Raw genomic sequence first — 25811 nt, forward strand, 5'->3', positions numbered from 1 at the left:
CGTCTCAGCACGCAGGCCCCGCCCGGAAGATCGACACCGGCCAACTCGGCACCTGCCAACTCGCCAAGGGAGCCGTTGTGTGTTCGGCCGCTACGGAATGTGCGTTCGGGATAGGGTGGCCGCGGAGGTGGTCCCGGTGTCCCAGGAGCAGGGCAAGCTGTTCGCGTCGGTCGACGCGCTGCTGGAGCAGGCCGCCGCGCAGGAGGATCTCCCGGACCCCGCCGAACGCAAACGGCTGCGTGAAGCGGGCGGCCTCAGCCAGGACCAGATTGCCCGCGCCCTGTCGGTACGGCGCGAGACCGTCACCAGCTGGGAAGCCGGCCGCACCGAGCCCCGCCCGCCCAAGCGCGCGGCCTACGTGCGCCTCCTGGAGGGCCTTGCCGCCCGCCACCCGGCACCCGCACCGCCCACCACCCCCGTCCCGCCGCCCCCGTCCCGCAGCCCCGCTGCTCGACAGCAGCCCGCCGCGCCCGAGCCGCCCACCCCCGTACCCGGGAAGCAGCCCGCCGCGCCCGAGCCGCCCACCCCCGTACCCGGGAAGCAGCCCGCCGCGCCCGAGCCGCCCACCCCCGCGCCCAGGAAGCAGCCCCCCGCCCCGCCATCCACCGCGGACGCCCGGTTCGCGGACGGCCCCCTCGGCGTACTGGACGGCGACGGACTGCTCTACTGCGCCGACGGCCTCGTACTGGACTGCCCCGCCACCGACATCCCCCAACTCGTCGAATGGACCCTGCGCGAGGCCAAACTGGGCGCCCCCCGGCTGCACCCCTTCGGCAAGGACTCCGACCCGCTGATCGTCCTCACCGCCGAGGCCGCCGAACTCCTCGGCCTGCCCGCCGCCCTGGCGGACCGGCGGGGGCTGCGCCTGCCCGACGACCACCCGGTCGTCCGCACGATCACCCGCGCGCAATGGAAACTGACCCGCCGCGGCTTCGGCCCCTGGGCCCGCATCTACCGCCCGGCACACGGCGGTCTGCGCCAGTGCGTCCAGCTCGCCGTCCTGCCCTGGGGCGCCCTGGACCCCCGTTCCTGGCAGGGCGCGGACCGGCTGCCGGCCGCCGACCTCGCCGCCACACTCGCCCTCTACGCCCGGCGGGTCATCACCCCGCGCGGCTCGACCGCCGTGTCCGGCCTGGAGACCATGACCGCCCTGCGGCCGCCGACCCGCGCCGTCAAGGACGAGAGCGGCGCCTGGGTCTCCGCCCCGATGCGCGGCTCCCTGACCGAGCCCGTCGACCCGGCCCCGCCGGAAGCACCCGACGAACACCCCGTCGCCGCCGCCCTGTTCCCGCGCGGTCACCGGCGCACCCCGGCCGAGGCCCTCGACGAGGAGGCCTGCGACTGGATCCGCGACCCCCAACTGCTCACCGACGCCGAATGCGCCCGCAGTCACGGCGTCGGCATCGACATCAACACGGCCTTCCTCGCCGCCGCCAACCGCCTGGTGGTCGGCCTCGGTGCCCCCGTCCACGCCGCCGCGCCCGCGTTCGACCCGGCCGTCCCCGGTTCGTGGCTGGTCGACCTGTCCGGCATCGAAATGGACCCGCGGCTGCCCGGCCCGTTCACCCCCGACGGCACCCGCCCCACCGGCCCCGCCTGGTACGCGACACCGACCGTCGCCTACGCCCGCGAACTCATCGACACCTTCCGCCTTCCCGCCACCATCGCCCCCGCCGAAGCATGGCTCCGCCCCGAATCCGGCCCCTACCTCGACCCCTGGTACAAGCACCTGTCCGAGGCGTACAAAGCCACGATGGCCGACCTCGGCGTCGTCACAGGGATGAGCGGCACCGACTTCCTCGCCGCCATGGACCGCCACCAGCAGGCCGACCCCGCCCTGGCCGCCGTACTGTCGGCGATCAAGTCGACCGTCAAGGGCGGCATCGGGAAACTCCGCGAACGGCCCCAGGGCGCCTCCCACACCCACGGCGAGCGGTGGCCCGCCCTCGAACGCCCGACCTGGCGCCCCGACATCCGGGCCGCCGTCATCGCCACCGCCCGCGTCAACATGCACCGCAAGATCCTCAAGACCGCCCTCGCGAGCGGGCACACCCCCGCCCCGAGCGGGCATCTGCACCTCGGCGAAGAGGCGCTGCTCCCCGTGGCGGTCCTGTCCGACTGCGCGGTCTACCTCGCCGACGGCCCCTCCCCGCTGGACTTCCTCCCGCGCACCCCCGACGGCAGGCCCGCCCCCGGCTCGTTCCGCCTCGGCGTATCGCCCGGCATGGTCAAACACGAGGGCACCCAGCCGATGCTGACCGTCGTGAAGATGCTCGACGACGGCCACAACCCCGCCCGCCACCTCAAGGGCACCGACGCCGCCGACGACGGAGAGTAGGCCGACCGCGATGGACACCGTCCAGGGCAGCCTCGAGGAGGCTGCGGCAGCCACCTTCACCAGGCCGGTCCCCAAGACCGCCCGCGCCCAGATGCGCTTCCTCGTCCACCAGGCCAAAGGCAGCACCCGCGCGGTGGCCGGGCTCCTCGGCATCTCCCAGCGCACTGTCGAGCGCTACCTCACGGGGCAGTTCAAACGCCCCCGCCCCGACCTCGCCGCCCGCCTCGCCGACGAGGTCCGCAAACGCTGGCAGCCCCGGGTCCGCGAACGCGCGAGGCAACAGGCCGCGACAGCCGGCGGCCTCGTCATCGAGACCCGCGCGCGCTTCGGCTTCACCGCCGCCCCCGGCACCACCGACGACAGCCGCATCCGCCGCATCACCCAGCACCTGCCCCCCCAGTACGCGGCCCGCCTGTTCACCGCCCAGGCCGCCGGCGCCGACGAACAACAACTGCGCGAGATCGCGGCGGAAGGCCTCCAGGACATCTACTTCAAGGACCGCGGCCGCCGCGCCGAGGGCCTGCAGGTCGAGTTCACCGACATCGACTACGTCACCATCGACTACTGACCTTCAAAAGACCGCGCCGTGTTCACTTTTCACGTGGCTGAGCGCTCCACTTGGTCACTTGGTGGTTCAGTTGGTCGGCTGAGCGCATCAACTCGGCCGTGTCCCTGCTCGGCGGCGGACCTCCGTGCGGGAAGGCAGGTCACCACAGCCCATATCGCCGCTTGGACCTTGCCGGCCGGTGTGCTCGGCAGGATCCCGAGGAGCCTGTCCAACTCTCCGCCTGTGTCTCCCCGCCGACCGGCAGCCCGCCGTTTCCCGGCCGACCGGCGGCGCACCGGCTGACGCACCCGGCCGGTGCCCCTATCTTTCGCAAGATGAACACCGACGAGCAGGACACGGACGCCACCTCTGCCAACCCCTTGGAACGCCTCTCCCTGGACCAGCTCCGCAGGCGCACCAGCATGAAGTGGCGCACCTACCCGCCGGACGTACTGCCGCTGTGGGTGGCGGAGATGGACGTACCGCTGGCCGGACCGGTTGCCGCGGCGATCACCGACGCGGTCGCCCTCGGCGACACCGGATACCCGGCCGGGTCCGCATACGCCGAAGCGCTCGCCGCTTTCGCCGCCAGGAGATGGAACTGGCACGGGCTCGCCGTGGAGCGCACGGCGATCGTCCCCGACGTGATGCTCGGCATTGTCGAGGTCCTGAAACTGCTCAGCGACCCGGGCGACGCCGTCGTCGTCAACAGCCCCGTCTACCCGCCGTTCTACCAGTTCGTCAGCCACATGGACCGGCGCGTCGTCCAGGCGCCGCTCGGAGCGGACCTGCGCATCGACCTCACCGTCCTCGAGGACACCTTCCGGCAGGTCACCACCGGCCGACGCCGCGCCGCCTACCTGCTGTGCAGCCCGCACAACCCGACCGGCACCGTCCACACCGCCGCCGAACTGGCCGCCGTCGCCGCGCTCGCCGAACAGCACGGCGTACGCGTCGTGGCGGACGAGATCCACGCCCCGGTCGTCGCCCCCGACACCCCGTTCGTGCCCTACCTGAGCGTGCCCGGCGCCGACAGCGCCTTCTCCCTCGTATCGGCCTCGAAGGCGTGGAACCTCGCCGGTCTCAAGGCCGGCCTCGCCGTCGCCGGCCCCGCCGCGGCCCAGGATCTCGCCCGTATGCCGGAAGAGGTCAGCCACGGCCCCAGCCACGTCGGCGTCATCGCCCACACCGCCGCGCTGCGCGAGGCGACCGGTTGGCTCGACGCCGTCCTGAGCGGACTCGACGCCAACCGCCGGCTGCTCGCCGGCCTCCTGGCCGAGCATCTGCCCGACATCTCCTACCGGCCCGCCGAGGCCACCTACCTGGCGTGGCTCGACTGCCGGCGCCTGGGGCTCGGCGACGACCCCGCCGCCGTCTTCCTCGAACGCGGCAAAGTGGCCCTCACCTCAGGCATCTCCTTCGGCACCGGCGGCGCGGGACACGTCCGGCTCAACCTGGCGGCCTCGTCCCGCCTGATCATGGAGGCGGTCCGGCGGATGGCCGCCGCCGTCGCATGACACCCGCCCGCCTCCAGGACCACCGCCCTCCAGGACCACCGCCCTCCAGGACCACCGCCCTCCAGGACCACCGACGCCGGGAGAGCCGACGCCGGGCGAGCCGGGCCGGCGCCCGCCGGCACGGCCGCCGGGTCACCACCGCACAGGAAGCTCCCGCACCCCCCTGATCAGCAGCCCCGGCATCCACCGCAGCGTCGCCGCGTCCGCGTCCAGCGCCAGGTCCGGGCAGCGTTCCAGCAGCGTACGCAGCGCGATCCGGACCTCCAGCCGCGCCAACGGCGCGCCCAGGCAGTAGTGCAGACCGTGACCGAAGGCGATGTGCCCGCGGGCATCGCGGCGGATGTCGAAGCGGTCCGGTTCCTTGAAGCGCTCCGGGTCACGGTCGGCGTCCGCCATGGCGATCAGCACCGTGGAGCCCGCGGGAATGGTCACCCCGCCCATCTCCACATCCTCCAGTGCCAGGCGTTCCGTGCAGGTCTCCACCGGCCCGTCGTAGCGGAGCATCTCCTCGATCGCCCCGTCGAGCAGGCCGAAGTCGGCCCGCAGATCGGCCAGTTGGTCCGGATGCGCGAACAGCGCCCGCATACCGTTGCCGATCAGGTTGACGGTGGTCTCGTGCCCGGCGATGAGCAGCAGGACGGACATGCCGATCAGCTCGTCCGGCGAGAGCCGGTCACCGCCCGCGTCGACGGTGTGGATCATCGCGCTGAGCAGGTCCTCACCCGGCTCCGCCCGCTTCGCGGCGATCAGTTCGGCGAGATACGCCGGCATCTCCTGGTAGGCCAGCGCCTCCGCCTCGGGGCTGGTGCGCGCCACCATCTCGTTGGACCAGCGCCGAAAAGCGTCCCTGTCCAGCTCCGGCACACCGAGCAGCTCGCAGATGACCGTCATGGGCAGCGGGAACGCGAACGACGCGATCAGATCGGCCTGTCGCTTCCCCGACGCCACCATCTCCTCCAGCAATTCGTCCGCGATCTGCTGGATCCGGGGGGCGAGTGCCTCGATACGGCGCGGGGTGAACTCCTTCGCCACCAGCCGCCGCAGCCGGGTGTGGTCCGGCGGGTCCGACATCAGCATGTGTGCGAGAGCGGGCTGGTCCTGTTCGGTGTTCACGATCTGGCTGATGTCCCCGGACCGTATCCAGTCCCGGCTCAGCCGCGGATCGGTGAAAGCGGCACGGCAGGCCTCGTAGCCGACGACGAGCCACAACTCCTCACCGTCGGCGTCACGCACATGGTGCACCGGCCCCTCGGCACGGAGCCCGGCGTAGACGGGATAGGGATCACGAACGAAATCCGCACCGAGCTGCTGCAGATCAACGACAGGCCGAGCCGCCATGCTGTTCCCCCAGTTCACGAGCTGAAATCGCACGCTAACCTGGCCGGCGCCGCAACGGACATCGGATTTCGGACAGTTGCACGCCACACCCGGCCCCCGACGCCCCTGGTGTGCGCTCCTGACGACTGCCGCCGTGCCCGTGCCCGCCGGCCCGTCATCGCGGTGACACCCGGCGACCCTCCACCCGTCCACGAGATTCGATGAAGATGATTTGGGCATGTCAATCGAATCGTGTGCCCCCACCGCGGTGCCGTCGGCGTGACCAGGAGGAAGCAGTGAACACCAGAGCCCGGATCCGCAAGGCCTCGCTCGTCCTCATCAGCGCCGTCGCGCTGGTGGTCGCCACTCCCGGCATTGCCCTCGCCGCCCCGCCCGCCGCCCTGCCCGCCAACGCGGACGGACTGGAGCAGACGTTCCAGCCGGCCTACGACTACGACACGGACGGCTGCTATCCCACCCCCGCCATCGGCCGCGACGGAACCATAGCCCCCGGCCTCAAGACGTCCGGCGCCGTCAACGGCAGTTGCCACGACGCATGGGACCTCGACAACACCAACGGATACGCGCGGGCCAAGTGCAACAACGGCTGGTGCGCGATCATGTACGGGCTCTACTTCGAGAAGGACCAGGCCGTGTGGGGCAGCGGCCTCGGCGGCCACCGCCACGACTGGGAGCACGTCGTGGTGTGGGTGCAGAACAACGAGGCCCGCTACGTCGCCACCTCGGCGCACGGCGACTTCAACATCCACCACCGTGACCGGATCCGCTGGGACGGAACCCACCCCAAGATCGTCTACCACAAGGACGGCTGGGGCACGCACTGCTTCCGCGCAGCGAACTCCAATGACGAGCCGCCGGAGAACCACCACCGCACATGGCAGTTCCCCGACCTCGTCGGCTGGAACGGCTACCCCGCGGGCCTGCGCGACAAGCTGAGCCAGGCCGACTTCGGCAGCGCCCACTTCGGCCTGAAGGACGGCAGCTTCGCCCACCACCTCCAAGAGGCCAAGCCTGCAGGCATCCCCTTCGATCCCAACGCCTGACACGCAGCGCCCGACAGCCGACGCCGAAGCGGCCGGCCACCGCCCGGACGACAGCCGGCGGGCCGGCCGCTTCAAGCCCGGAACTCGGTGAGATCGATGCCGTGGACGTGCAGCGGAAAGCCGTACTCGGGGTGCGCGGTCTCGCGCTCGAGCGCCATGCCCAGTTTGCGGATGACGTTCTCCGAGGCCTCGTCGCCCACCCGGCTGATGCTGACGACACGGTCGAGGCCGCGGTCCTGGAGCGCGAACTCCAGGGTGGCGTGGGCGGCTTCGGAGGCGTAGCCCTGCCCCCAGAACTGCGTGCCGAACCGCCAGCCGATCGCCACGGCGGGCGCCACCTCCGGCAGGAACGCCGGTACCGACAGCCCCGTGAATCCGGCCAGTTCGCCGGAGGCGAGCAGCTCGACGGCGAAGAGACCGAAGCCCTCCTCGTCCCACTCCTCCTCCCACTGCTCGATGTCCTCGGCCGTGCGGTCCAGGTCGAGCACCGAGCCGTCGTCGACCCACCGCATGACCCGCGGGTCGGCGTTGATGTCCGCCATCGGGGCGAGGTCGTCGTCGTGCCAGCGACGCAGGAGGAGGCGGGGAGTGCGGATCTCGGTCATGGGCGTCCATCCTGCCGGAGGCACGGGGACCACCGGTAATCGGCGCTGCCCGGCCCCCGGCCGGCAGGGGGCACTTCCCGCTGCGTCATGTCGTCGCTCATGAGCGGCTGCCGACGGCGCACGCCGTTCATGGGGGACGGCCCGCGGATCCACCCGGAACCGACCCGCAGCCACCCCGGACCGGACGCCGGCGCCCGGCCGACCGGTCCACGCCCTCCGCGCCCTCCGGGTCTCCGCGCCCTCTGCGTCTTCGTTCATTCGCTCGAATCCGCCTCGCCCAGGGCCCCTTCAGAAGTCACCCGGACGGGCTAGGCCACAGGGCAGGGCCCTTCTCGCGACTGGGGCGTGCACCCATTGGAGTTGCGTCGTCACTGAGCCCATGAGTCCTTGGAAAGCGTGTCCTGCCGGATCTCACCATCAGGAGGAGACATGGGCACTGTTCAGAACAGCCAGACGGCCGAAAGGCTGTCCGTGGTTTTCGCGGTCCGTGTGATCGAGGGCGGCGAGCAAGGATTCCTGAAGATGTACGAGCAGATGCGGAAATCCGTCGCTCGTACCCCCGGGCACATCGTCGAACGACTGGGAGAGCCGGTCGACGGCTCCCGCCAGTGGGTGATCACCAGCGAGTGGGAGACCCCCGAACACTTCTTCGCCTGGCAGCAGAGCGAGGACCACCAGGCACTGGTGGCTCCGCTCCGCAACTGGGTCGACTCGACGCAGTCCCTGCGGTTCCGGGTCGTCAAGGAGACCGTGGAGGAGAAGTCATGACGCCAACCATCAACGCTTCCGGCCCCGTCGCCGTCCTCGGTCTGGGCACGATGGGCTCCGGCCTGGCCTCACGTCTGCTCGCACAAGGTGTACAAGTGCGGGTCTGGAACCGCACCCCGGAGCGGGCCGAACCGCTCACCCGGGCCGGCGCCGTCGCCGCCGGCCGTCCCAGCGAAGCCGCCGAAGGCACCAGCGCCGTCATCTGCACGGTCGCCGACGGCGATGCCCTCGGCGCCGTGCTGCGCGGCCCGGACGGCGTCCTGGCCAGGGGCACCTACCCCGGCGCGCTGATCTGCGCCAGCACCGTCGCTCCCGAGGAGGTCGTCCGGCTCGCCGGGGACGTGCCCTCCGTCATGGACGTCGGCATGCTCGGCAACCGCGACCACGCCCGCGACGGCGAACTGCGGCTGTTCGTCGGCGGCGAGGAGCGGGTCTTCACCGCCGGCCGGCCGCTGCTGGAGATGCTGGGCAAGGAGGTCGTCCATCTGGGCGCACTCGGTTCCGGCATGCGGATGAAGCTGCTCCTCAATCTCCTCATGGGGATAGAGGTGCAGGCCATGGCCGAGGCCGCCGAACTGGCGGCCGCCTGCGGCCTCGACAAGCGGCTCGTCCTCAGGACGATCGCGGGCAGCGGCTTCGCCTCGCCGGTCATGGCGTTCAAGTCGCGGCGCCTGGCCACCGGGCGTTTCGACGAGCCGGACTTCCGGCTGCGCCTGATGGCGAAGGACCTCATGCTCGCTACGGAGCAGGCGGCCGCGGCAGGCCTGCGCCTTCCGCTCACCGCCGCAGCCGCACAGACCCACGCCCGTGCCACCGAGCAGGGGCTCGGCGACGAGGACTGTGCCGCGGTGACCCGCGCAGTCACACCGGAACCGGGAACCCACACATGATCATCGACATCCACGGACATCTGTCCCCGCCGGAGGCGGCCAGACGCTTCCCCATGCCCCCGAGTCTGACCGACGTCGACGGAATGCTCGCGGCCCGCGCCGAGGCCGGCATCGACCTCACCATCATCGGCAGCCCGGTGGGCGCCGGCGCGATGGCGCGGGTCCCGGGCGTGGACAACTACAAGCAGCCGCGCGACCGGCTGCGTGGTTTCCACGCCTGGATGTCGGGCCTGATCTCCCAGTTCCCGGACCAGTTGCGCGGGTACGTCTACGCCAACCCGTTCGGCGACGACGATCACCTGGAAGGCGTGCGGGAGACGTTGGCGGACCCCGCCTTCGTCGGCCTGATCACCACGTCCAGCGTCCACGGCGAGCTGCTCGGCTCGCCGCGGGCGGACTCCTTCTTCGCGCTGGCCGCGGAGGCGGGAGTCCCGGTCCTGGTGCACGCACCGGCCGAACCGGCGGGCACGGAGAAGGTGGACACCGTCGGCTTCGTCGAGCAGATCGGCCGGTTCGGCGACGTCACCCTGGGCATGGCCATGATCGCGTTCGCGGGATGGCTGGACAAGTACCCGGATCTGCGGCTGATCGGCGCGACCGGCGGCGGCGCGATGGCGCTGCTGCCGGAGCGCCTGCAGACGGCGGCGAGCCCCCGGCACTGGGGCGGCGGCGGCGCGCGGCCTGCCGCCGCGCCGGGCGCCGCGCCGGGGGCGACACCCGCCCGGCCGACACCCGCCGCGCCGCCCTCCCTCCCGCCGTCGGCCGACCCCGCCGCGGCCCTGCAGCGCATGTACGTCGACACCAGCCCGTTCAGCCCGGCTCACCTGAGCCTCAACGCGGAGGTCCTCGGACCCGAGCGGATGCTGTTCGGCAGCGACTCGCCGCCGTTGTCCGCGCCGCTGGAGGACCTCATCCGCATGATCGAGAAGCTGCCCGTGGACAAGGCGTCCCAGCAGCTCATCCTCGGCGGCAACGCCGAGGCCCTCTTCGACCTCAGGAGCCGTCCGTGACCACCACGCAGGACCCCGCCGTCGCAGCCGAGCAGTGCACCGCCGACTTCCGGAGCAACCCGCACCCGGTCTACGCCGCCCTCCGGGACACGGCGCCCGTCTGCCCGATGAAGCCGCCGCACGGCGTCGAAACGTACCTGATCACACGGTACGACGACGCCCGGGCCGCACTGTCCGACCCCCGGCTGAGCAAGGACATGTACGGGGCCATGGACGCCTACCGGAGAATCTTCGGCGACTCGTCGGTCTCGCTGGACGACAACATGCTCAACGCCGACGCGCCCAAACACACCCGGCTGCGCAAACTGGTCAACTCCGAGTTCACCCCGCGCCGCGTCGAGGCGCTGCGTCCGAAGATCCAGGACATCGTCGACCAACTGCTCGACGCCTGCCCCATCCGTGAACCGCTGGACCTGCTGCCCGCGTTCGCGTTCCCGCTGCCGATCACCGTGATCTGCGAACTGCTCGGCGTGCCGCCCGAGGAGCGCGCCCACATGCAGCACCTGTCCACCACGGTGGCGCAGACGGGCTTCAGCAAGGAGTCCAAGCAGGCGCAGCAGAAGGCGGAGGAGGACCTGCACGCCTACTTCACCGAGCTCATCGCGCGCAAGCGCGCGCACCCCGGCGAGGACCTGCTCAGCGCGCTCACCGAGGCCCAGGACAAGGACGGCGGCCTCACGGAGAACGAGCTGGTCTCGACGGCGTTCCTGCTGATGTTCGCGGGCCACAAGACGACCGCGTACCTCATGGGCAACGCCGTATACCACTTCCTGGCCAATCCCGCACAGCTGCGCGCCGTGCAGGAGGACCCGGATCTGGTCGGCCCCGCGGTGGAGGAGCTGGTGCGCTACGACGGCTCGGTGGAGAGCGCGACGTTCCGGTTCGCGACCGAGGATGTGGAGATCGGCGGCACACGCATCCCCAAGGGCGCCCTGGTGCAGATCGCGCTGCTGTCGGCGAATCGTGACCCGCTGAAGTTCGACTCCCCGGACGAGTTCGACGTGAGACGGCCGGGAAACGCGCAGAGCGCCCATCTGGGGTTCGGCCACGGCAGCCACTACTGCCTGGGCGCCCCGCTGGCGCGGCTGGAGATGCAGCTGGCCCTCACCAGCCTGTTCGGCCGGTTCCCGGGGATCGCGCTGGCCGCTCCCGAGGCCGGGCCGAAGTGGATGGAAGTCCCCTTCCCCGCCTTCCGCGGCCTCGCGGAACTGCCGGTCGTGCTCGCCCCAAAGCAGTGACGGCCGGCCCAGCCGGCGTACAGGTCAGCACGAGCCCGGGCTCGTCTCCCCACTCAGCGGGGGAGACGGGCCCGGGCGCTTTCACCTCCGAAAGGTCACCCCTTGGGCGTCGGCCGGGCCGCCGTGACCGGCAGGTTGAACACGTGCTCGGGGGTCACGATGCGGGTGATCGCCTGGCCGAAGAGGGTGCTGGGCTCCGTCTGGCCGTGCAGGATGTCGGTGTTGAGGAGCACCACCAACGTCGCCTGCGGTTCGGGGAGATAGATGGTCAGGGACTCGTAGCCGGGAAGCGAGCCGTTGTGGCCGATCCAGCCCTCGATGGTGAAGATGCCCAGCCCGTAGCTCGCGCCCGGAATCGGCGTCGGCTCGGTCTTGAGGCGCTGCGCCTGAGTCTCGGGGGACAGCAGGGTGCCGGTGGCGACCGTACGGGCCCAACTGCGCAGGTCCCGCATGTCGGAGATCATCGCCCCGGCCGCCCAGGCCCAGGAAGGGTCCCAGTCCGTACTGGTCTCGACTTCGCCGGACGCGGTCTGGTTGGTGTAGCCCTGGGCGTGCGGGCTGGGGAACTCGGCGCCGGTCGGGAACAGGGTGTTGCGCAACCCGGCCGGCTTCAGGACGTGTCGCTCGATGAACTCGTTCAGCGGCATACCGCCGGCCTTCTCCACCACCAGACCCAGCAGGATCAGGTTGGTGTTGCTGTACTCGAACTCCTCATTGGGCTGGAACTGCACCGGATGCTTGAAGGAGTAGTCCAGCAACTGCTGTGGTGTGTAGCGCTGTTGAGGGTCGGCGAGCAGTGCTTTGACGAAGCCCTCGTCCATGGAGTAGTTGAACAGCCCGCTGCGCATGCCCGCCAGGTTGCGCAGGGTGATCCGGTCTCCGTTGGGGACGTCGTCGATGTACTTCGCGATCGGATCGTCCAGACCCACCTTGCCCTGGTCGACCAGTTCGAGCAGGGCGGTCACCGTGAAGGTCTTGGTCTCGCTGCCGATCCGCATGAAGAGATCCCGCTCCATGGGGGCGCCGGTGGCCTTGTCGGCGATGCCGAAGGTCCGCACGTAGCTGCCCTTGCCGGGGGCCGACAGGGAGACGATCACACCGGGCACCTTCGTCTCGCGCATGACCTGCTGGATGGCGGTGTCCAGACGCTCGGCGACGGCCGGGTCCAGTTCGGGGAAGTCGGTTTCGCTGAAGGCCGATGCGGAGAGGGGAGGCCCCAGGGCCGGCGCCTGCCCGTACGCGCTCCCGGTGGACGCCGGTACGGCCAGCATCGTGGCCGCGGCCAGTCCCACGCACGCCCTGCGCCAACGCATCTGCGAGTACCTCACGGCAGACCTCCTGCCAGCCGAGGGCGTCCGGACGAGTGCATCCGGACCAGGACATCACTCCTCCCTCACCACGCTAGGCCCGCCGGGTCGCTCCCGCATGGCGGCGCAAACCGGCCCTGCCCTTGAGGCCGCCTGCCTCAGGGAAGCTCCGCATGCCGTCCGGCAGTTCCGCGGGCGTGCGGCCGCCCCGGGCCGGACGCCACCGTCAACGGCGGCCGTTGGCGCAAGCGACTCGCCCCAACCCGCCGCCCGGGCACCGACGCCCCCTCCCCCCTCACGACGGACCTGGCGCCTGCCCGCGCAGAACCGGAACTGGACTCGTGCCCGGATGAGTTGACCGTGGCTGCGACCGGCCCCCCTCACCCGCGCCGACCCCTCGCACCCCGCAGAGCGCGTCACACCGCGCCGATCCCGCCCCGCCGCCCCCGCCAGGCGTCCCCCGGCCGCGACAGATAAGACAGGCAGATCGGTGCTTACCGTATGTTTCCGGCATTGTGCTCCATGCTGGTCGTGCCACATCAGGCCCCACCCGGGGCGCCGCCCCTTGCCCGGGGCGGGACGCGCGCATGTGCGACGACGGAGGACCATGTACAGGCAGGATCACACCCGTCCGACCTCTGCCACTCGGCGTGCCGTACTCGGCGCCGGGATCGCCGCAGCGGGATCCGCGCTGCTCACCGCCTGCTCGGGCAGCGGCGCAACCCCCCCAGCCGGCGCCCGGAACGAGGGGGCCGCCGGTCCACAGGGCTCCGTCTCCGCGGACGGCAAGAAGGTCCGGCCCACATGGACACCCAGCCCCGAAGGCAAGCTCCGTGGCCTCACCTTCACCGCCACACCGGCCACGGTCGAGATCGGCGGCGGACGCACCGTCAGGACCCTCACCTACAACGGCGAACTGCCCGGCAAAGAGGTACGGATCACCGCCGGTGACACCCTCCAGCTGACGCTCGCCAACCACCTGCCCGAACCCACCACGGTCCACTGGCACGGCATCGCCCTGCGCAACGACATGGACGGCGTGCCCGACCTGACACAGCCGCCCATCAAGCCGGGCAAAACGTTCACCTACCGCTTCCGGGCGCCGCACCCCGGCACCTACTGGTTCCACCCCCACCTGGGCCTGCAGATCGACCGCGGGATGTACGCGCCGCTGATCGTGGACGACCCCAACGAGCCCCTCGCCTACGACGCGGAATGGATCGTCCTGCTGGACGACTGGATCGACGGGATCGGCGGCTCCAGCCCCGAGGACGTCTTCGACCAGCTCCGCAAGGGCAAGCCCGCCATGGGCCATGGCTCCCCGCACAAGCGCGGACACGACCGCGGCACCCGGCCGTCCAAACCCTCCGGAGGAATCGCCGCCGGCTACGGGCCGCCGGGCGCCCACGCGCCGGAGCCCGGCGAGGCGCCGGCGCGCGACGACACGTCGCCCTCACCGAAGCAGAAGAAAGGCCCCGGCCGGCTGATGACGGGCGCCAGCAGCCCGCTGCTCGGCGGCCACGCGGGCGACGTCGCCTACCCGCACTACCTCATCAACGGACGCACACCCGACGACCCGACCCAGCTCCGGGCCAAACCCGGCGACCGGATCCGGCTGCGCATCATCAACGCGGGCGCCGAGACCCCGTTCCGCGTGGCACTCGGCGGCCACCGGATGACGATCACCCACAGCGACGGCTTCCCCGTACGCCACCACCGCACCGACTCCCTGCTCCTCGGCATGGGCGAACGCTACGACGCACTGATCACCGCGAAAGACGGCGTCTTCCCGCTCACCGCACTTGCCGAAGGCAAGAACGGCGCCGCCATGGCCGTCCTGCGCACAGCGAGCGGCGCGCTCCCCGGCCCCACCGCCCGCCCCGCCGAACTGCGGCGCGCCGTCCTGCCCTCGGCGCGCCGGCTCAGGCCCCACGAATCCGTCGAACTCGACCGGCGCAGACCCGACCGGATCGTCAGACTCACCTTCACCGGCGGTATGGGGAAATACGACTGGGGCATCGACCACCGCCCCTACTCACCCGACCGGGTCCACCGCATCGAACGCGGCGAACGCGTACGACTGGTCGTCGTCAACGCCACCGACATGTGGCACCCCGTCCACCTCCACGGCCACACCTACGCCCTCGCCGGCATCGACTCCCACGGCGCCCGCAAGGACACCGCCACCGTCCTGCCCCACAACAAACTCGTCCTCGACTTCGACGCCGACAACCCCGGCGACTGGATGCTCCACTGCCACAACATCTACCACTCGGAGTCCGGCATGATGACCACCGTCACCTACGACGCATAAGCCCACGGTGTCGACCGGCACGCGGCCGTCGGTGCGTGAACCTGCCGGGTGTGCTCAGCGTGCACTCCCGCACCTCGACGTCGACGGTGACGCCGTCCCGGCCGACGGCGCCGAGATCCACGTACGCGCTGACGCTGCCCGACCCCACGTACAAGGTGCGGGTGCCCCGGATCGCGTCCGGGAGGAACGTGGCGTCCTTCTCCAGGTCCACGACGATCTGGAAGTTGCCCGCCGCTCCCTCGTAACGGTCCATGTTCTGGATGGACTTGAGGAGGGCGGGCCCCGGCCGGTCCTTCGTCTCCTCGCCGAAGACGTGGTCGAATCCGGGCAGCAGACTGAACCGTCCTGTCAGGGCGACCAGAACGAGGACCACCAGCAGGGCGATTGGCACAGACAGCCACCACGGCAGCTGCAGGCGGCGGGCGGCGCGCGGATGAGCGGTGTCCGAGAGGCAGGTGGCGTGGTGTCTTCCGTGTGCCCCGGGCCGCAGCGGGCGCGCACCGCGGGGGCGCGAGAGGTGGAACTCCGATGCTGTAGTCCAGCTTGCCGAACCGGGTGAGGACCCCGTCGAAGACCCGCTCCACCTCGGCGGCCTTCGTCAGGTCTCCCCTGGATCGCGAACGCCTCACCGGCGCCGGCGTTGATCCCGGCCGCGACGGACTCCGCCCTGGCCCGCGAGGAGTCGATGTTGCAGTGGTCGGCCGGCGGACAGCCGCCCGCCGTTGGGCCCCGGGTACCCCGCGCCTGAGCTGGCGAACCCTGGCGTCCGCCCCCGGCGGGGGCGGCGCGGGACGCTGGAGCAGCGGTTCTTCGCCGCCTCTGAGTGCGGCCTGTGGCCCGGCCGGGTCCGTGCGCCGGGCGGCGTGAGCGCGACCCGGTCAGTCGCCGGACGCCGGTGGAAACCGGTCAGGTCGTCAGCAGCCGGTCGAAGAAGGACCGGTACTGCCGCAGTGCGATCCGCAGATCCTCGGTGGCGACCTCGTTGCCCTGGTGCCATTGGCTCTCCAGGCCTTCCTTGTGTTCGGCGAAGGTCCTGGCGAGCAACTGCATCACCTCTGCGACCAGTTCGTCCGCCCCGCGTACGGCCGCCTGCGGGTCGTCGACGAAGCCCTGCTGGAGCTCGCTCCAGCGGGACCGCAAATCCTCCGCCGCACCGGAGTCGAGAAGCGGAACGGCCTCGTCCTCGCGGGCCGGGGCCGCCTCCCGGGCCTGCGGCCGCTCGTGCGCGGCGACCGGGCCGGGGGGCTCACCGGTGCGTTCCGGCGGCTCCTTCCCGGGCGCCTGTGCCATCTCCTCGTCCCGGGGCGGCACCGGCTCCTCCGCCGCCGGGGCAGAGGGGGCCGTGGGCGCCGCCGCGGGGGCCGCAGGCTCCGCGGGCCGCGCCGACCCGGTCCCCTCCGTGTCCGTCCGGGCTATGTCCTCGGTGGACAGCTTTTCCTCACCGGGTGCGAAACGCCCGGTCTCTTCCCGCCCGAATCCGCCTTCTCGCTGCATGTCGCTCTCCTTGACCTACGACTGTCGGCCGCCGTCGTCGGACGCAGTGGTCCCGTCCTTCAACAGCTCCTCGAACAGCGCCCGGTAGTGGACCATCGCGCTCCGTAGCTCCTCCGTGGAGGTGTCCCTTCCGCCGGCACGACTGTTGATCTCGTGAGCGATGCGGTAGTGCTCCAACGTGCGGGAGTGTTCGACCGACAGATCGCGCATCTGCTGCTCGTGCCCTTCGGTCGGGTATCCGCGCTCGCTCATCAGTGCGGTCACCAGCCGGTCCGCCTCGTCCACCGCCAGGTCGGGATCGTCCACGAAGCGTTCCTGCACCCCGTTCCAGTCCCGTGCGTACCGGTCCCGGACCGTCGGCGGAAGCGCCCGGATCTGCAGGTCCTCATGGCGCTGCTCCCGTGCGGCGAGATCGCGCTCGGCCTGCCGACGGCTCGCCCCCTGCTCGACCGTGCGCTCGTACTCCGGGCCGAAACGCTCTTGCAGGCGCCGACGGCGCGCCGTCCGCTGCATGGTCAGGGCCAGCAGCGCGACGACGATCACAGCAACCACGATGATGACGATCATCCACGTCGTATCCATGGCACTCTCCGCTCACGGGCAGCCGGAGGCCGCCTCACCAGGCGAGTTCCACGAGCGGGGCGCAGCATGCGCAATTGATCTGATTATTGTGCAAATCATCCCGCCTGTGGGTGCAGCGCCGCCTCCCGGCCCACGCCCCTGCCAGGAACCGGCCGGACCCAACAGCGAGGCCAGGCCCCCGCGAACTGCTGACGCCGGGCAGCCGGCCGACCGGCGAAACCCGCTCCTGACGAGGAGCGATGCCGGGCATGCGACCGGAGTGCCCATAAGGTGACCTTCATGCCTGCCACGTTGAGTTCCACGAGAACCCGCGCCGCGCTCCGAACAACGGCGCGTGTCTCCGTCGAGTTGCTACTGGTCCTCGTGACAGCCGCCGTCGCCCTGTGGCTACTTGGCCGGATGTGGTCGGTCGTCTGGCCGCTCATCGTGGGCCTGCTCCTCACCACACTGACCTGGCCCCTGGCCCGTTTCCTGCGCCGGTGCGGCTGGCCCCCCGCCCTGGCCGCGTCGGTGGTGACCGTGACGTTCCTCCTCGTGGCCGCGGGCATTGTGGCGCTGATCGCGGTGCCGGTGACCTCCCAGTCCGGCGAACTGGCCGACGGCGTGGTCGAAGGCATCCAGCGGCTGCGCGAGTGGGCCGCCGGGCCGCCGCTGAACATCGGCAACGACCAGATCACCAGCGCCTCCGACGCCGCGGTCGCCCGCATGCAGGACAGCGTCGGCAGCATGGTCACCGCTGTCTTCACGGGCGTGAGCACCGTGGTCAACGGCGTGGTCACCGCCGTCCTCGCCCTCTTCCTGATGTTCTTCTTCCTCAAGGACGGCCCGCGGTTCCTGCCGTGGCTCTCCCGCCAGCTCCCCGGCCGGCTCGCCACCGACGTCCCGACCGTGGCCGCACGCAGCTGGGACACCCTGAGCGCATTCGTGCGATCCCAGGCATTCGTCGGCCTGCTCGACGCCGTCTTCATCGGCCTCGGCCTGTGGATCCTGGGCGTGCCCCTGGTGCTCCCACTGGCGGTGCTGACGTTCGTGTCCGCGTTCGTGCCCATCGTGGGCGCCCTGTTCGCCGGTCTGGTCGCGGTGCTCATCGCGTTGGTGTCGAACGGGCCGACGGACGCGCTGATCGTGCTGGCGATCATCGTCGTGGTGCAGCAGCTCGAGGGCAATGTGTTCCAGCCCATGATCCAGAGCCGCGGGCTCGGACTCCATGCGGCGATGGTCCTGCTGGCGGTGACACTGGGCGGCAGCCTGGCCGGCATCGTGGGCAGCCTGCTCGCCGTACCGGCCGCCGCGCTGCTCGCGGTGGTCTGGAACTATCTGCGCGAGCAGCTCGGCGATTCGTCGCAGGAGCCGGCGGCCGACGAGTCGCCCGCCGGTGCCGACGTCCCGCCGCAGCACCTCGTCCCGACCGCGACGCAACCGAGCGGAACGGCGTAACCGCCTTTGGTCCCCGGGCGGTTCGGGCCGTGCTCGTCCCGATCGACCGCCAGGGCCAGAGGCCAGAGGTCCGGGGCCGGGTCGCTCTCGCAGCGCGGGTCCGGAACCGGCCGCAGTCGCGGCCTGCCCGGACCCCAGGCTCGGCACCGTCGCACCGCCCCTCGGCGGTAGTCGTTCTCCTTCAGCTGAAGCGCCTGGGCGGTGTTCGCGAACGACGACCGGGGTGACGCTCCGTCACGAGACCGGACCGGACCGGCCGTCGGTGCCGGGGACGTCGGCCCTGCTCGGCTTGGGGCAGCACCCGCGGAGGCCTGGCCTGCAGGTGGACGCATCCCCGAGGTGTGTCATCTTTGTGCCGGGGCACGCCCGGGGTGTCTTCTATTGCCGGGTGCCACCCACCTTTCGAATCCCAGAGGAGCAGAGCAATGAGCCAGAACGTCTTCTTCGAGGTGACCGCCAACGGCGAGCCGCTCGGGCGCATCGAGTTCAAGCTGTACGACGACGTCGTCCCGAAGACGGCACGGAACTTCCGTGAGCTGGCCACCGGAGAGAACGGTTTCGGTTACAAGGGCTCGCCGTTCCACCGGGTCATCCCGGACTTCATGCTCCAGGGCGGCGACTTCACCAACCAGAACGGCACGGGGGGCAGGAGCATCTACGGCGACAAGTTCGCCGACGAGAACTTCCAGCTCAAGCACACCAAGCCGGGCCTGCTGTCGATGGCCAACTCGGGCCCGAACAGCAACGGCTCGCAGTTCTTCGTCACCACGATCGTCACCGACTGGCTGGACGGCAAGCACGTCGTCTTCGGCGAGGTCGTCGAGGGGATGGACGTCGTGAAGGCGATCGAGGCGCTCGGCAGCCGGTCCGGCTCCACCGCCAAGAAGATCGTCATCTCGGACTGCGGCACGGTCTGAGTCGACCTGCCCCCGCCGAGGCGGACAGCCGGCCACCGGCCCGGGGGAGGCCGAGGCCCGCTGTCCGCAACGGCGATTCGCGCTGCCGAACCTGCCGGCGGGGACAGATTGACAAGCCTCGGCTCAAGTTTTTTCAAAAGGTGACGTGAACGCGTCGCTATGGCGATCTTCAGCCCGGGAGGGGCTCCCTGGCTGCCTGCAGCCAGGGAGCCCCTCCGCTCGCGCCCAGGCCGCGTGACGGGTGTTGCGCAACCCCTGCTGCCTTCGTATGCACCGCCCCTGATGGCCCGAGCCGGTCCGGCGGCGCCCACCCGCCGTCGGGCAGCCACCGCCTTGACTTAGGTCGACTCAAGTTTTATGCATGAGGGAGCAGGGGGATTGCGATGGCGGCCGGATCAAGGAGGCGGCGATGACAAGGGCAGTCGGAATCGACCTGGGAACGACCAACTCCGTGGTGGCCGTGCTCGAAGGCGGAGAGCCGGCGGTCATCGCGAACACCGAGGGTGCCAGGACGACGCCGTCCGTCGTCGCCTTCGCGAAGAACGGTGAGGTGCTGGTCGGCGAGCTCGCCAAACGGCAGGCGGTGACGAACGTCGACCGCACCGCCCGGTCGGTCAAGCGGCACATGGGCGACGCGCAGTGGCGCTTCCCGGACACCGGGGACATCGACGGCAAGCACTACACCACGCAGGAGATCTCGGCGCGGGTGCTGCAGAAGCTCAAGCGCGACGCGGAGGCGTATCTCGGTGAGGACGTCACCGACGCGGTGATCACCGTCCCGGCGTACTTCAACGACAGCCAGCGCACCGCCACCAAGGAAGCCGGTGAGATCGCCGGTCTGAAGGTGCTGCGGATCATCAACGAGCCGACCGCGGCGGCCCTGGCCTACGGCCTGGACAAGGAGAGCGAGCAGACGATCCTCGTCTTCGACCTCGGTGGCGGCACCTTCGACGTCTCGCTGCTGGAGATCGGGGAGGGCCTGGTCGAGGTGAAGGCCACCAACGGTGACACGCACCTCGGTGGTGACGACTGGGACCAGCGGATCGTCGATCACCTGGTGAAGCAGTTCAAGAACAACTACGGCGTGGACCTGGCCAAGGACAAGATGGCTCTGCAGCGTCTGCGCGAGGCCGCGGAGAAGGCGAAGATCGAGCTGTCGTCCTCGACCGAGACGACGATCAACCTCCCGTACATCACGGCGTCGGCCGAGGGCCCGCTGCACCTGGACGAGAAGCTCACACGCGCCCAGTTCCAGCAGCTGACCTCCGACCTGCTCGAGCGCTGCAAGACCCCGTTCCACAACGCGATCAAGGACGCCGGAATCAAGGTGGCGGACATCGACCACGTGATCCTGGTGGGCGGCTCGACCCGGATGCCGGCAGTGACCGACCTGGTCAAGGAGCTGACAGGGAAGGACCCGCACAAGGGTGTGAACCCGGACGAGGTCGTCGCGATCGGCGCCTCGCTCCAGGCCGGTGTCCTCAAGGGTGAGGTCAAGGACGTCCTGCTCCTCGACGTGACCCCGCTGTCCCTCGGTATCGAGACCAAGGGCGGCATCATGACCAAGCTCATCGAGCGCAACACCACGATCCCGACCAAGCGGTCTGAGACCTTCACCACGGCCGAGGACAACCAGCCGTCCGTGCAGATCCAGGTCTACCAGGGCGAGCGCGAGATCGCGGCGTACAACAAGAAGCTCGGGATGTTCGAGCTGACCGGTCTGCCCCCGGCCCCGCGCGGGGTCCCGCAGATCGAGGTCTCCTTCGACATCGACGCCAACGGCATCATGCACGTGACCGCGAAGGACCTGGGCACGGGCAAGGAGCAGAAGATGACCGTCACCGGCGGCTCCTCGCTGCCGAAGCAGGACATCGACCGCATGGTCCGTGAGGCCGAGCAGCACGCGGAGGAGGACCGCCGCCGCAAGGAGGCCGCGGAGATCCGCAACCAGGCGGAGAGCAGCGTCTACCAGACCGAGAAACTGCTGCAGGACAACCGCGACAAGATCCCCGAGGACGTGCGGTCCGAGACCGAGACCGCGCTCACCGAGCTGAAGGAGAAGCTCAAGGGCGAGGACACCGGCGCGATCCGGTCTGCCGCGGAAAAGCTCACGGCGGCCGCGCAACGGATCGGCTCGGCCCTCTACGCCCAGGCGCAGCGCGACGACACCGGTGCGGGTGCGGCCGGCTCCGGATCCGGCTCCGACCGGGAACCCGGCGACGAGGTCGTCGACGCGGAGATCGTCGACGACGAGGAGAAGGGAGGCGCCGGATGAGCCAGGAACCCAACGTCAGGAACACCCCGGACCGGCGGCCACCCGTCGTCATCCGCGACCGGCGCAGGATCGACCCGGTCACCCTCCAGCCCCGCCGCCCCAAGGGACCGGCCGACCCCTCGCCGAAGTCGAACGGGCCCGCCGCAAAGCCGCCAGCCGCCGAATCGCGACGTGCGCCGGCCGAGGCCGCCGAACGGCATGCGCCGGCCGAGACTGCCGAGGTGGGGTACGCGCCGGCCGAGGCCGCCGAACGGCATGCGCCGGCCGAGACCGCCGAGGTGGGGTACGCGCAGGCCGACGCCGCCGAACTGCGGCGTGCGCAGGCCCGGATGGCCGAGCTGCGCGACAGGAACGCGGAACTGACGGCTGATCTCCAGCGTCTGAAGGCCGAGTACGACAACTACCGCAAACGCGTGCGCCGGGACCGCCTGGCGATCCGCGAGATCGCCGTCGCCAACGTCCTGGCCGGCCTGCTGCCCGTGCTCGACGCCTTCGAGGGGGCGCGCAAGCGGGGGGCCGACGCCGGAACCGGCGCGGTGGCCGAGGTGCTCGACGCACAGCTGGCGGCGCTCGGCCTGCAAACCGTCGGCGCACCGGGGGAGACCTTCGACCCCACGGTCCACGAGGCACTCACCTCCCACTCGTCGGACCAGGCGACGCAAGTCGTCTGCACGGAGGTACTGCGGCAGGGCTACCGCGTCGGGGAGCATCTCCTGCGCCCCGCCCAGGTATCCGTGACCGGCCCGCCCGCCGGCAGCCCGGCGGCCGATGGGCAGAGCACGGCCTTGGACAGGGTCCCGGCCCCCGAACCCGGAGAGATCCCGCCCGCCGGGTGAAGGACGCCCGACACACGCCGGGTCGGGCCCTGCAGCGCCCGCGCCCGGCCCGCTCGCGCCAGGGCCGGGCCGCCCGCGCCCGGCCGGACGAACCCTGCGCCCCACTGTCCCGGAGCCCCCGTGCGCGCATGCGCGCCACCACGGGCCCGGCTGTGGCGCACCTCACATTCCCCTGCGTACCTACTGGTCGGTATGGTCGGGTCCACGGACGACAGGAGGCTTCATGTCTGCGACCAACCGCCAGATCCGTCTGGCCGCCCGCCCCGTGGGTGACGTGAAACCCGAGGACTGGGAACACGTCTCCGCCCCCGTCGAGGCGCCCGGCCCCGGCCGGTTCGCGGGCAGGACACGCGTCATATCGCTGGACCCCGCGATGCGCGGCTGGCTCGACGACCGCCCCTCCTACCTCCCGCCCGTCGGGCTCGGCGAGGTGATGCGCGCGGGATCGGTCATCGAGGTGACCGACTCCAACCACCCCGGCTTCCAGCCCGGTGACCACGTCGTGGGCACCTTCGGCGTCCAGGAGCACGTCGTGTCCGACGGCAAGGGCGCCCTGAAGATCGACACCTCCCTCGCGCCGCCCTCGACCTACCTGGGCGCCCTCGGCATGCCCGGCATGACCGCGTACTTCGGACTGCTGGACGTCGGTGCCCTCAAGGACGGCGAGACCGTCGTCGTCTCCGGCGCGGCCGGTGCGGTCGGCACCATGGTCGGCCAGATCGCCAAGGTGAAGGGCTGCCGCGTCATCGGCATCGCCGGAGGACCCGAGAAGTGCGCGCTGCTCACCGACGAGCTGGGATTCGACGCGGCGATCGACTACCGGGCCGGCGACGTCAAGCGCGCCTTGCGCGAGCAGACCCCTGACGGCATCGACGTCTACTTCGACAACGTGGGCGGTGACATCCTCGACGCCGCGCTCACCCGGCTGGCCATGAACGCCCGCGTGGTGATCTGCGGCGCGATCAGCCAGTACAACAACGCGACACCGGTCACGGGCCCGTCGAACTACCTGTCCCTGCTCGTGCGCCGCGCCCGCATGGAAGGCTTCGTGGTCTTCGACTACGCCAAGCGCTACGCGCAGGCCGCCCAGGAGATCGCCGGCTGGATCGGCGACGGCCGGCTCAAGGTCAAGGAACATGTGGTGAAGGGGGCGGTGGACGACTTCCCCGAGACCCTGCAGATGCTCTTCCGCGGCGACAACGTCGGCAAGCTCGTCCTGGAGCTGGCATGAGCGCCGAGAACCAGGCCGCCGAGAACACGCAAGGACCGGCACCGCTGCGCGGCAAGGTCGCGATCGTCACGGGCGGCGCCGGCGGACTGGGCCGGGCCACGGCACTGGCACTCGCCGGCGCGGGCGCCGAAGTGGTCGTCGGCGACCTCGACGCGGTGGGCGGCCGGGAGGTGGCCGACCTCGTCGGCGGCCACTTCCGGGCATGCGACGTCTCCGACCTCGAGGCGAACCGTGCTCTGGTCGACTTCGCCACCGAGCGCTGCGGCGGCGTCGACATCGCCTTCCTCAACGCGGGTGTGGCCACGGGCTGCGGTGTCGGCGACGACTTCGACCTGGCGCGCTACCGCCGCGCCATGGGCGCCAACCTCGACGGCGTCGTCTTCGGCACCCACGCGGTCCTGCCGGCGCTGCGGGCCCGCGGCGGCGGCTCGATCGTGGCGACCTCGTCCCTGGCCGGCCTGGCCTCGGTACCGCTCGACCCCCTGTACGGGGCGAACAAGCATGCCGTGGTCGGTCTCGCACGCTCACTGGGACCGGCGTTGGCGCCCGACGGCATCCGGTTCAACGCGGTCTGCCCCGGCTTCGCCGAGTCCCGGATCATCGACCCGCTGCGCGGCATGCTCGCCGAGCAGGGCATGCCGGTCATCCCGGCGGAGACTGTCGCCGACACGGTGCTGAACATCGTCACCGGCGACGGCACCGGCGAATGCTGGTTCATCCAGCCCGGCCGCACCCCGGAGCCGTTCCGCTTCCGCAACGTCCCGGCCCCGGGACGGCCCGCGTACTCCTGAACCGCACGCCCGCACGCCCGCACGCCCGCACGGCCCCCGCACTTCGAGGCGCCACACCTCGACCTCGAAGTCCGGTGGGCCGTGACATCGTGGAGGCTGCCCGGGCACCACCGGCTTGCCGCCGTCAGGAGGACCTCGTTCCCGGTTCCTCCGCGAGCCGCTCCTTCTCGGCCTTGAGCTTGCGCCACACCGTGCCGAGGGCCTCGAGGTCCTGCTCGTCGAGGAGGTCCGTGAAGACCGGCGCCAGGGCCTCGCGGCGGGTGGCGTCGGCCTCGGCGAAGACCCGGCGGCCCTCGGCGGTGAGCTGGACCTCGACCGACCGCGCGTCGCGCACGGAGGGGGGCGTGTGCCGTAAGCCCTGTAGCGGCTGAGGCAGGCGCCGGCCGGGGCAGGTGTTCGACGGCACGCACCGGCAACGCCGGCACCGGGCCCGTGCCGGAGCCGCACGATGGACGGCGGCCCCGGTCTTCCCGGCTGCGGCCCCGGCACCCGCCCGTCGGCCGGTGCCGCGGCCGGCCCGCGCGTTACGGGACGCCGGGCGTCTCACACTGCACAGCCTCGTCGAAGTCGTTGCCGTCACCCCCGAGCAGGAGGTCGTCGCCGCTGCCGACGGCGTTGCCGCTCGAGCGGCGGACGTCGCCGATCAGGAAGTCCTCGCCGGTGCCGCCGTCGATCTGGTCGTCGCCGCGCCCGCCCTGGACCGGTGTCGTTCCCGCCCAGGCCGCAGATGCGGTCGTCGCCGCCCCGGCCGTCGATGACGTCGGTGCCGCAGGAGGCGGCAATGACGTCGTCACCGTAGGTTCCGGTGATGGTGCCCGCACGCACCGTCCCTCAGGCGCTTGGAGCGGGGGGAGCGGGGAAGCTGCCTACTCCGCCGGGTCCTCTTCCGCGTTCCTGACAGCCTTCCTGGCGGCCTTCCTCACATCGTCCCGGCTCTGCCCGGTCTCCTCGGCGTGTTCCGTCACCGCAGCCTCGAACTTGTCGGTCGCCTCGCGCCAGCGCTTCCACTGCGCCTCGCGCTCCTCCTCGTCCAGGCCGGCGAGCTTCGCCCGCTCTTCCTCGGCGGCGCGTTCCAGCTCGATCAGTTCATCCGGGATGTCTGCCACGACGAGGACCCTAGGCCGCCTCGGTGGCGCCGCCACGTAGCAGCCGTGACCTCGCTGATCACGCCCCCTGGATGGCCTACGGGCCGGGGCAGGCAGTGCTGAGCCGGCCCACTGGGCGGCGGGCGGGGGAGCGGAGGGCCTCACGGACGTCATAGGAACTCCTTCGTGGATACCCCCGGCTTCGGACGGCGCACCGCCCTGGTGCCGATGCCGACGCCTGCCCTTAC

At 71.1% G+C, this 25811-nt stretch carries 24 protein-coding genes and 1 pseudogene; 15 read left to right on the plus strand and 10 right to left on the minus strand.

The features are described from left to right. Window positions 1-136 precede the first annotated feature (136 nt). The 3 genes from tap (at window position 137) to ACZ4SA_RS29125 (ending at window position 4402) form a co-directional block, all read left to right on the plus strand. Window positions 137-2338, plus strand: a complete 2202-nt coding sequence (gene tap, locus ACZ4SA_RS29115) for a telomere-associated protein Tap (protein ID WP_468280449.1) — start codon at window positions 137-139, stop codon at window positions 2336-2338. 10 nt (window positions 2339-2348) lie between these two features. Further along, on the plus strand, window positions 2349-2906 hold the full coding sequence (tpg, locus tag ACZ4SA_RS29120; protein ID WP_468280450.1) for a telomere-protecting terminal protein Tpg: 558 nt from the start codon (window positions 2349-2351) through the stop codon (window positions 2904-2906). 314 nt (window positions 2907-3220) lie between these two features. Continuing rightward, window positions 3221-4402 carry a MalY/PatB family protein gene (locus tag ACZ4SA_RS29125; protein ID WP_468280452.1) on the plus strand — a complete coding sequence of 394 codons (1182 nt, stop codon included), beginning with the start codon at window positions 3221-3223 and terminating at the stop codon, window positions 4400-4402. 132 nt (window positions 4403-4534) lie between these two features. On the opposite strand, the gene ACZ4SA_RS29130 is transcribed toward ACZ4SA_RS29125, so the two are convergent. Next, entirely contained in the window at window positions 4535-5740 is a 1206-nt protein-coding gene (locus ACZ4SA_RS29130) for a cytochrome P450 family protein (protein WP_468280454.1), read from the minus strand. 275 nt (window positions 5741-6015) lie between these two features. On the opposite strand from ACZ4SA_RS29130, the gene ACZ4SA_RS29135 reads away from it, so the two are divergent. Beyond that, window positions 6016-6783: an NPP1 family protein gene (locus ACZ4SA_RS29135; protein ID WP_468280456.1), complete on the plus strand. Its 768-nt coding sequence runs from the start codon at window positions 6016-6018 to the stop codon at window positions 6781-6783. A gap of 71 nt (window positions 6784-6854) precedes the next feature. Here ACZ4SA_RS29135 and ACZ4SA_RS29140 read toward each other — a convergent pair whose 3' ends face one another. Next, complete coding sequence (locus ACZ4SA_RS29140) at window positions 6855-7388, minus strand: GNAT family N-acetyltransferase (RefSeq protein WP_468280458.1); 534 nt, start codon at window positions 7386-7388, stop codon at window positions 6855-6857. A 429-nt stretch (window positions 7389-7817) separates the two neighbouring features. Between ACZ4SA_RS29140 and ACZ4SA_RS29145 the strand changes: the two genes are divergently transcribed. The 4 genes from ACZ4SA_RS29145 to ACZ4SA_RS29160 are packed head-to-tail and all read left to right on the plus strand — an operon-like array spanning window position 7818 to window position 11294. Further along, the gene (locus tag ACZ4SA_RS29145; protein WP_468280460.1) at window positions 7818-8156 is read left to right on the plus strand and encodes an antibiotic biosynthesis monooxygenase family protein; all 339 of its coding nucleotides are present in this window, start codon (window positions 7818-7820) and stop codon (window positions 8154-8156) included. Next, the gene (locus tag ACZ4SA_RS29150; protein WP_468280462.1) at window positions 8153-9046 is read left to right on the plus strand and encodes an NAD(P)-dependent oxidoreductase; all 894 of its coding nucleotides are present in this window, start codon (window positions 8153-8155) and stop codon (window positions 9044-9046) included. The genes ACZ4SA_RS29145 and ACZ4SA_RS29150 overlap by 4 nt, the downstream gene beginning before the upstream one ends. Then, window positions 9043-10056, plus strand: a complete 1014-nt coding sequence (locus ACZ4SA_RS29155) for an amidohydrolase family protein (RefSeq protein WP_468280464.1) — start codon at window positions 9043-9045, stop codon at window positions 10054-10056. The genes ACZ4SA_RS29150 and ACZ4SA_RS29155 overlap by 4 nt, the downstream gene beginning before the upstream one ends. After that, complete coding sequence (locus ACZ4SA_RS29160) at window positions 10053-11294, plus strand: cytochrome P450 family protein (protein WP_468280466.1); 1242 nt, start codon at window positions 10053-10055, stop codon at window positions 11292-11294. Before ACZ4SA_RS29155 ends, ACZ4SA_RS29160 begins: the two co-directional genes overlap by 4 nt. Before the next feature lie 95 nt (window positions 11295-11389). Here the strand turns inward: ACZ4SA_RS29160 and ACZ4SA_RS29165 are convergent, their stop codons facing one another. Further along, the gene (locus ACZ4SA_RS29165) at window positions 11390-12607 is read right to left on the minus strand and encodes a serine hydrolase domain-containing protein (RefSeq protein WP_468280528.1); all 1218 of its coding nucleotides are present in this window, start codon (window positions 12605-12607) and stop codon (window positions 11390-11392) included. A 601-nt stretch (window positions 12608-13208) separates the two neighbouring features. Between ACZ4SA_RS29165 and ACZ4SA_RS29170 the strand changes: the two genes are divergently transcribed. Next, window positions 13209-14915, plus strand: a complete 1707-nt coding sequence (locus ACZ4SA_RS29170; RefSeq protein WP_468280468.1) for a multicopper oxidase family protein — start codon at window positions 13209-13211, stop codon at window positions 14913-14915. Here the strand turns inward: ACZ4SA_RS29170 and ACZ4SA_RS29175 are convergent. From ACZ4SA_RS29175 to ACZ4SA_RS29185, 3 genes are all read right to left on the minus strand, one after another. After that, entirely contained in the window at window positions 14899-15306 is a 408-nt protein-coding gene (locus ACZ4SA_RS29175; RefSeq protein WP_468280469.1) for a DUF4230 domain-containing protein, read from the minus strand. The genes ACZ4SA_RS29170 and ACZ4SA_RS29175 overlap by 17 nt on opposite strands. Window positions 15307-15821: 515 nt before the next feature. Further along, the gene (locus tag ACZ4SA_RS29180; RefSeq protein ID WP_468280471.1) at window positions 15822-16409 is read right to left on the minus strand and encodes a hypothetical protein; all 588 of its coding nucleotides are present in this window, start codon (window positions 16407-16409) and stop codon (window positions 15822-15824) included. Between the two features lie 15 nt (window positions 16410-16424). Continuing rightward, on the minus strand, window positions 16425-16991 hold the full coding sequence (locus ACZ4SA_RS29185; protein ID WP_468280473.1) for a hypothetical protein: 567 nt from the start codon (window positions 16989-16991) through the stop codon (window positions 16425-16427). 279 nt (window positions 16992-17270) lie between these two features. On the opposite strand from ACZ4SA_RS29185, the gene ACZ4SA_RS29190 reads away from it, so the two are divergent. The 6 genes from ACZ4SA_RS29190 to ACZ4SA_RS29215 all read left to right on the plus strand — a co-directional run bounded on the left by ACZ4SA_RS29190 (window position 17271) and on the right by ACZ4SA_RS29215 (window position 24478). After that, on the plus strand, window positions 17271-18428 hold the full coding sequence (locus ACZ4SA_RS29190) for an AI-2E family transporter (RefSeq protein ID WP_468280475.1): 1158 nt from the start codon (window positions 17271-17273) through the stop codon (window positions 18426-18428). Window positions 18429-18853: 425 nt separating this feature from the next. Then, on the plus strand, window positions 18854-19345 hold the full coding sequence (locus ACZ4SA_RS29195) for a peptidylprolyl isomerase (protein ID WP_468280477.1): 492 nt from the start codon (window positions 18854-18856) through the stop codon (window positions 19343-19345). A gap of 409 nt (window positions 19346-19754) precedes the next feature. Beyond that, window positions 19755-21620, plus strand: a complete 1866-nt coding sequence (gene dnaK / locus ACZ4SA_RS29200) for a molecular chaperone DnaK (RefSeq protein ID WP_468280479.1) — start codon at window positions 19755-19757, stop codon at window positions 21618-21620. After that, complete coding sequence (gene grpE / locus ACZ4SA_RS29205) at window positions 21617-22456, plus strand: nucleotide exchange factor GrpE (protein WP_468280481.1); 840 nt, start codon at window positions 21617-21619, stop codon at window positions 22454-22456. Before dnaK ends, grpE begins: the two co-directional genes overlap by 4 nt. A gap of 223 nt (window positions 22457-22679) precedes the next feature. Continuing rightward, the gene (locus ACZ4SA_RS29210; protein WP_468280483.1) at window positions 22680-23687 is read left to right on the plus strand and encodes an NADP-dependent oxidoreductase; all 1008 of its coding nucleotides are present in this window, start codon (window positions 22680-22682) and stop codon (window positions 23685-23687) included. Then, entirely contained in the window at window positions 23684-24478 is a 795-nt protein-coding gene (locus ACZ4SA_RS29215; protein ID WP_468280485.1) for an SDR family NAD(P)-dependent oxidoreductase, read from the plus strand. The genes ACZ4SA_RS29210 and ACZ4SA_RS29215 overlap by 4 nt, the downstream gene beginning before the upstream one ends. Window positions 24479-24602: 124 nt before the next feature. Here ACZ4SA_RS29215 and ACZ4SA_RS29220 read toward each other — a convergent pair whose 3' ends face one another. The 4 genes and pseudogenes from ACZ4SA_RS29220 to ACZ4SA_RS29235 all read right to left on the minus strand — a co-directional run bounded on the left by ACZ4SA_RS29220 (window position 24603) and on the right by ACZ4SA_RS29235 (window position 25584). Then, a complete protein-coding gene (locus ACZ4SA_RS29220; RefSeq protein ID WP_468280487.1) occupies window positions 24603-24812 on the minus strand; it encodes a hypothetical protein in 210 nt (69 codons plus the stop codon). Window positions 24813-25002: 190 nt separating this feature from the next. Then, a complete protein-coding gene (locus tag ACZ4SA_RS29225) occupies window positions 25003-25260 on the minus strand; it encodes a hypothetical protein (protein ID WP_468280489.1) in 258 nt (85 codons plus the stop codon). Beyond that, window positions 25229-25303: pseudogene (locus tag ACZ4SA_RS29230) on the minus strand (hypothetical protein); the annotation flags it as partial. The pseudogene ACZ4SA_RS29230 and the gene ACZ4SA_RS29225, both read right to left, overlap by 32 nt. Before the next feature lie 41 nt (window positions 25304-25344). Beyond that, on the minus strand, window positions 25345-25584 hold the full coding sequence (locus ACZ4SA_RS29235; protein WP_468280491.1) for a hypothetical protein: 240 nt from the start codon (window positions 25582-25584) through the stop codon (window positions 25345-25347). Window positions 25585-25811 lie beyond the last annotated feature (227 nt).

The sequence above is a fragment of the Streptomyces sp. NPDC027962 genome, assembly GCF_055566095.1.

Coding starts and splice junctions, on each gene's coding strand:
- ACZ4SA_RS29180 (WP_468280471.1), bottom strand. CDS start 16,409: ATGCAGCGAGAAGGCGGATTCGGGCGGGAAGAGACCGGGCGTTTCGCA.
- ACZ4SA_RS29155 (WP_468280464.1), top strand. CDS start 9,043: ATGATCATCGACATCCACGGACATCTGTCCCCGCCGGAGGCGGCCAGA.
- ACZ4SA_RS29190 (WP_468280475.1), top strand. CDS start 17,271: ATGCCTGCCACGTTGAGTTCCACGAGAACCCGCGCCGCGCTCCGAACA.
- ACZ4SA_RS29185 (WP_468280473.1), bottom strand. CDS start 16,991: ATGGATACGACGTGGATGATCGTCATCATCGTGGTTGCTGTGATCGTC.
- ACZ4SA_RS29195 (WP_468280477.1), top strand. CDS start 18,854: ATGAGCCAGAACGTCTTCTTCGAGGTGACCGCCAACGGCGAGCCGCTC.
- grpE (WP_468280481.1), top strand. CDS start 21,617: ATGAGCCAGGAACCCAACGTCAGGAACACCCCGGACCGGCGGCCACCC.
- ACZ4SA_RS29150 (WP_468280462.1), top strand. CDS start 8,153: ATGACGCCAACCATCAACGCTTCCGGCCCCGTCGCCGTCCTCGGTCTG.
- ACZ4SA_RS29170 (WP_468280468.1), top strand. CDS start 13,209: ATGTACAGGCAGGATCACACCCGTCCGACCTCTGCCACTCGGCGTGCC.
- ACZ4SA_RS29210 (WP_468280483.1), top strand. CDS start 22,680: ATGTCTGCGACCAACCGCCAGATCCGTCTGGCCGCCCGCCCCGTGGGT.
- tpg (WP_468280450.1), top strand. CDS start 2,349: ATGGACACCGTCCAGGGCAGCCTCGAGGAGGCTGCGGCAGCCACCTTC.
- ACZ4SA_RS29165 (WP_468280528.1), bottom strand. CDS start 12,607: ATGCGTTGGCGCAGGGCGTGCGTGGGACTGGCCGCGGCCACGATGCTG.
- dnaK (WP_468280479.1), top strand. CDS start 19,755: ATGACAAGGGCAGTCGGAATCGACCTGGGAACGACCAACTCCGTGGTG.
- ACZ4SA_RS29145 (WP_468280460.1), top strand. CDS start 7,818: ATGGGCACTGTTCAGAACAGCCAGACGGCCGAAAGGCTGTCCGTGGTT.
- ACZ4SA_RS29215 (WP_468280485.1), top strand. CDS start 23,684: ATGAGCGCCGAGAACCAGGCCGCCGAGAACACGCAAGGACCGGCACCG.
- ACZ4SA_RS29130 (WP_468280454.1), bottom strand. CDS start 5,740: ATGGCGGCTCGGCCTGTCGTTGATCTGCAGCAGCTCGGTGCGGATTTC.
- ACZ4SA_RS29140 (WP_468280458.1), bottom strand. CDS start 7,388: ATGACCGAGATCCGCACTCCCCGCCTCCTCCTGCGTCGCTGGCACGAC.
- ACZ4SA_RS29125 (WP_468280452.1), top strand. CDS start 3,221: ATGAACACCGACGAGCAGGACACGGACGCCACCTCTGCCAACCCCTTG.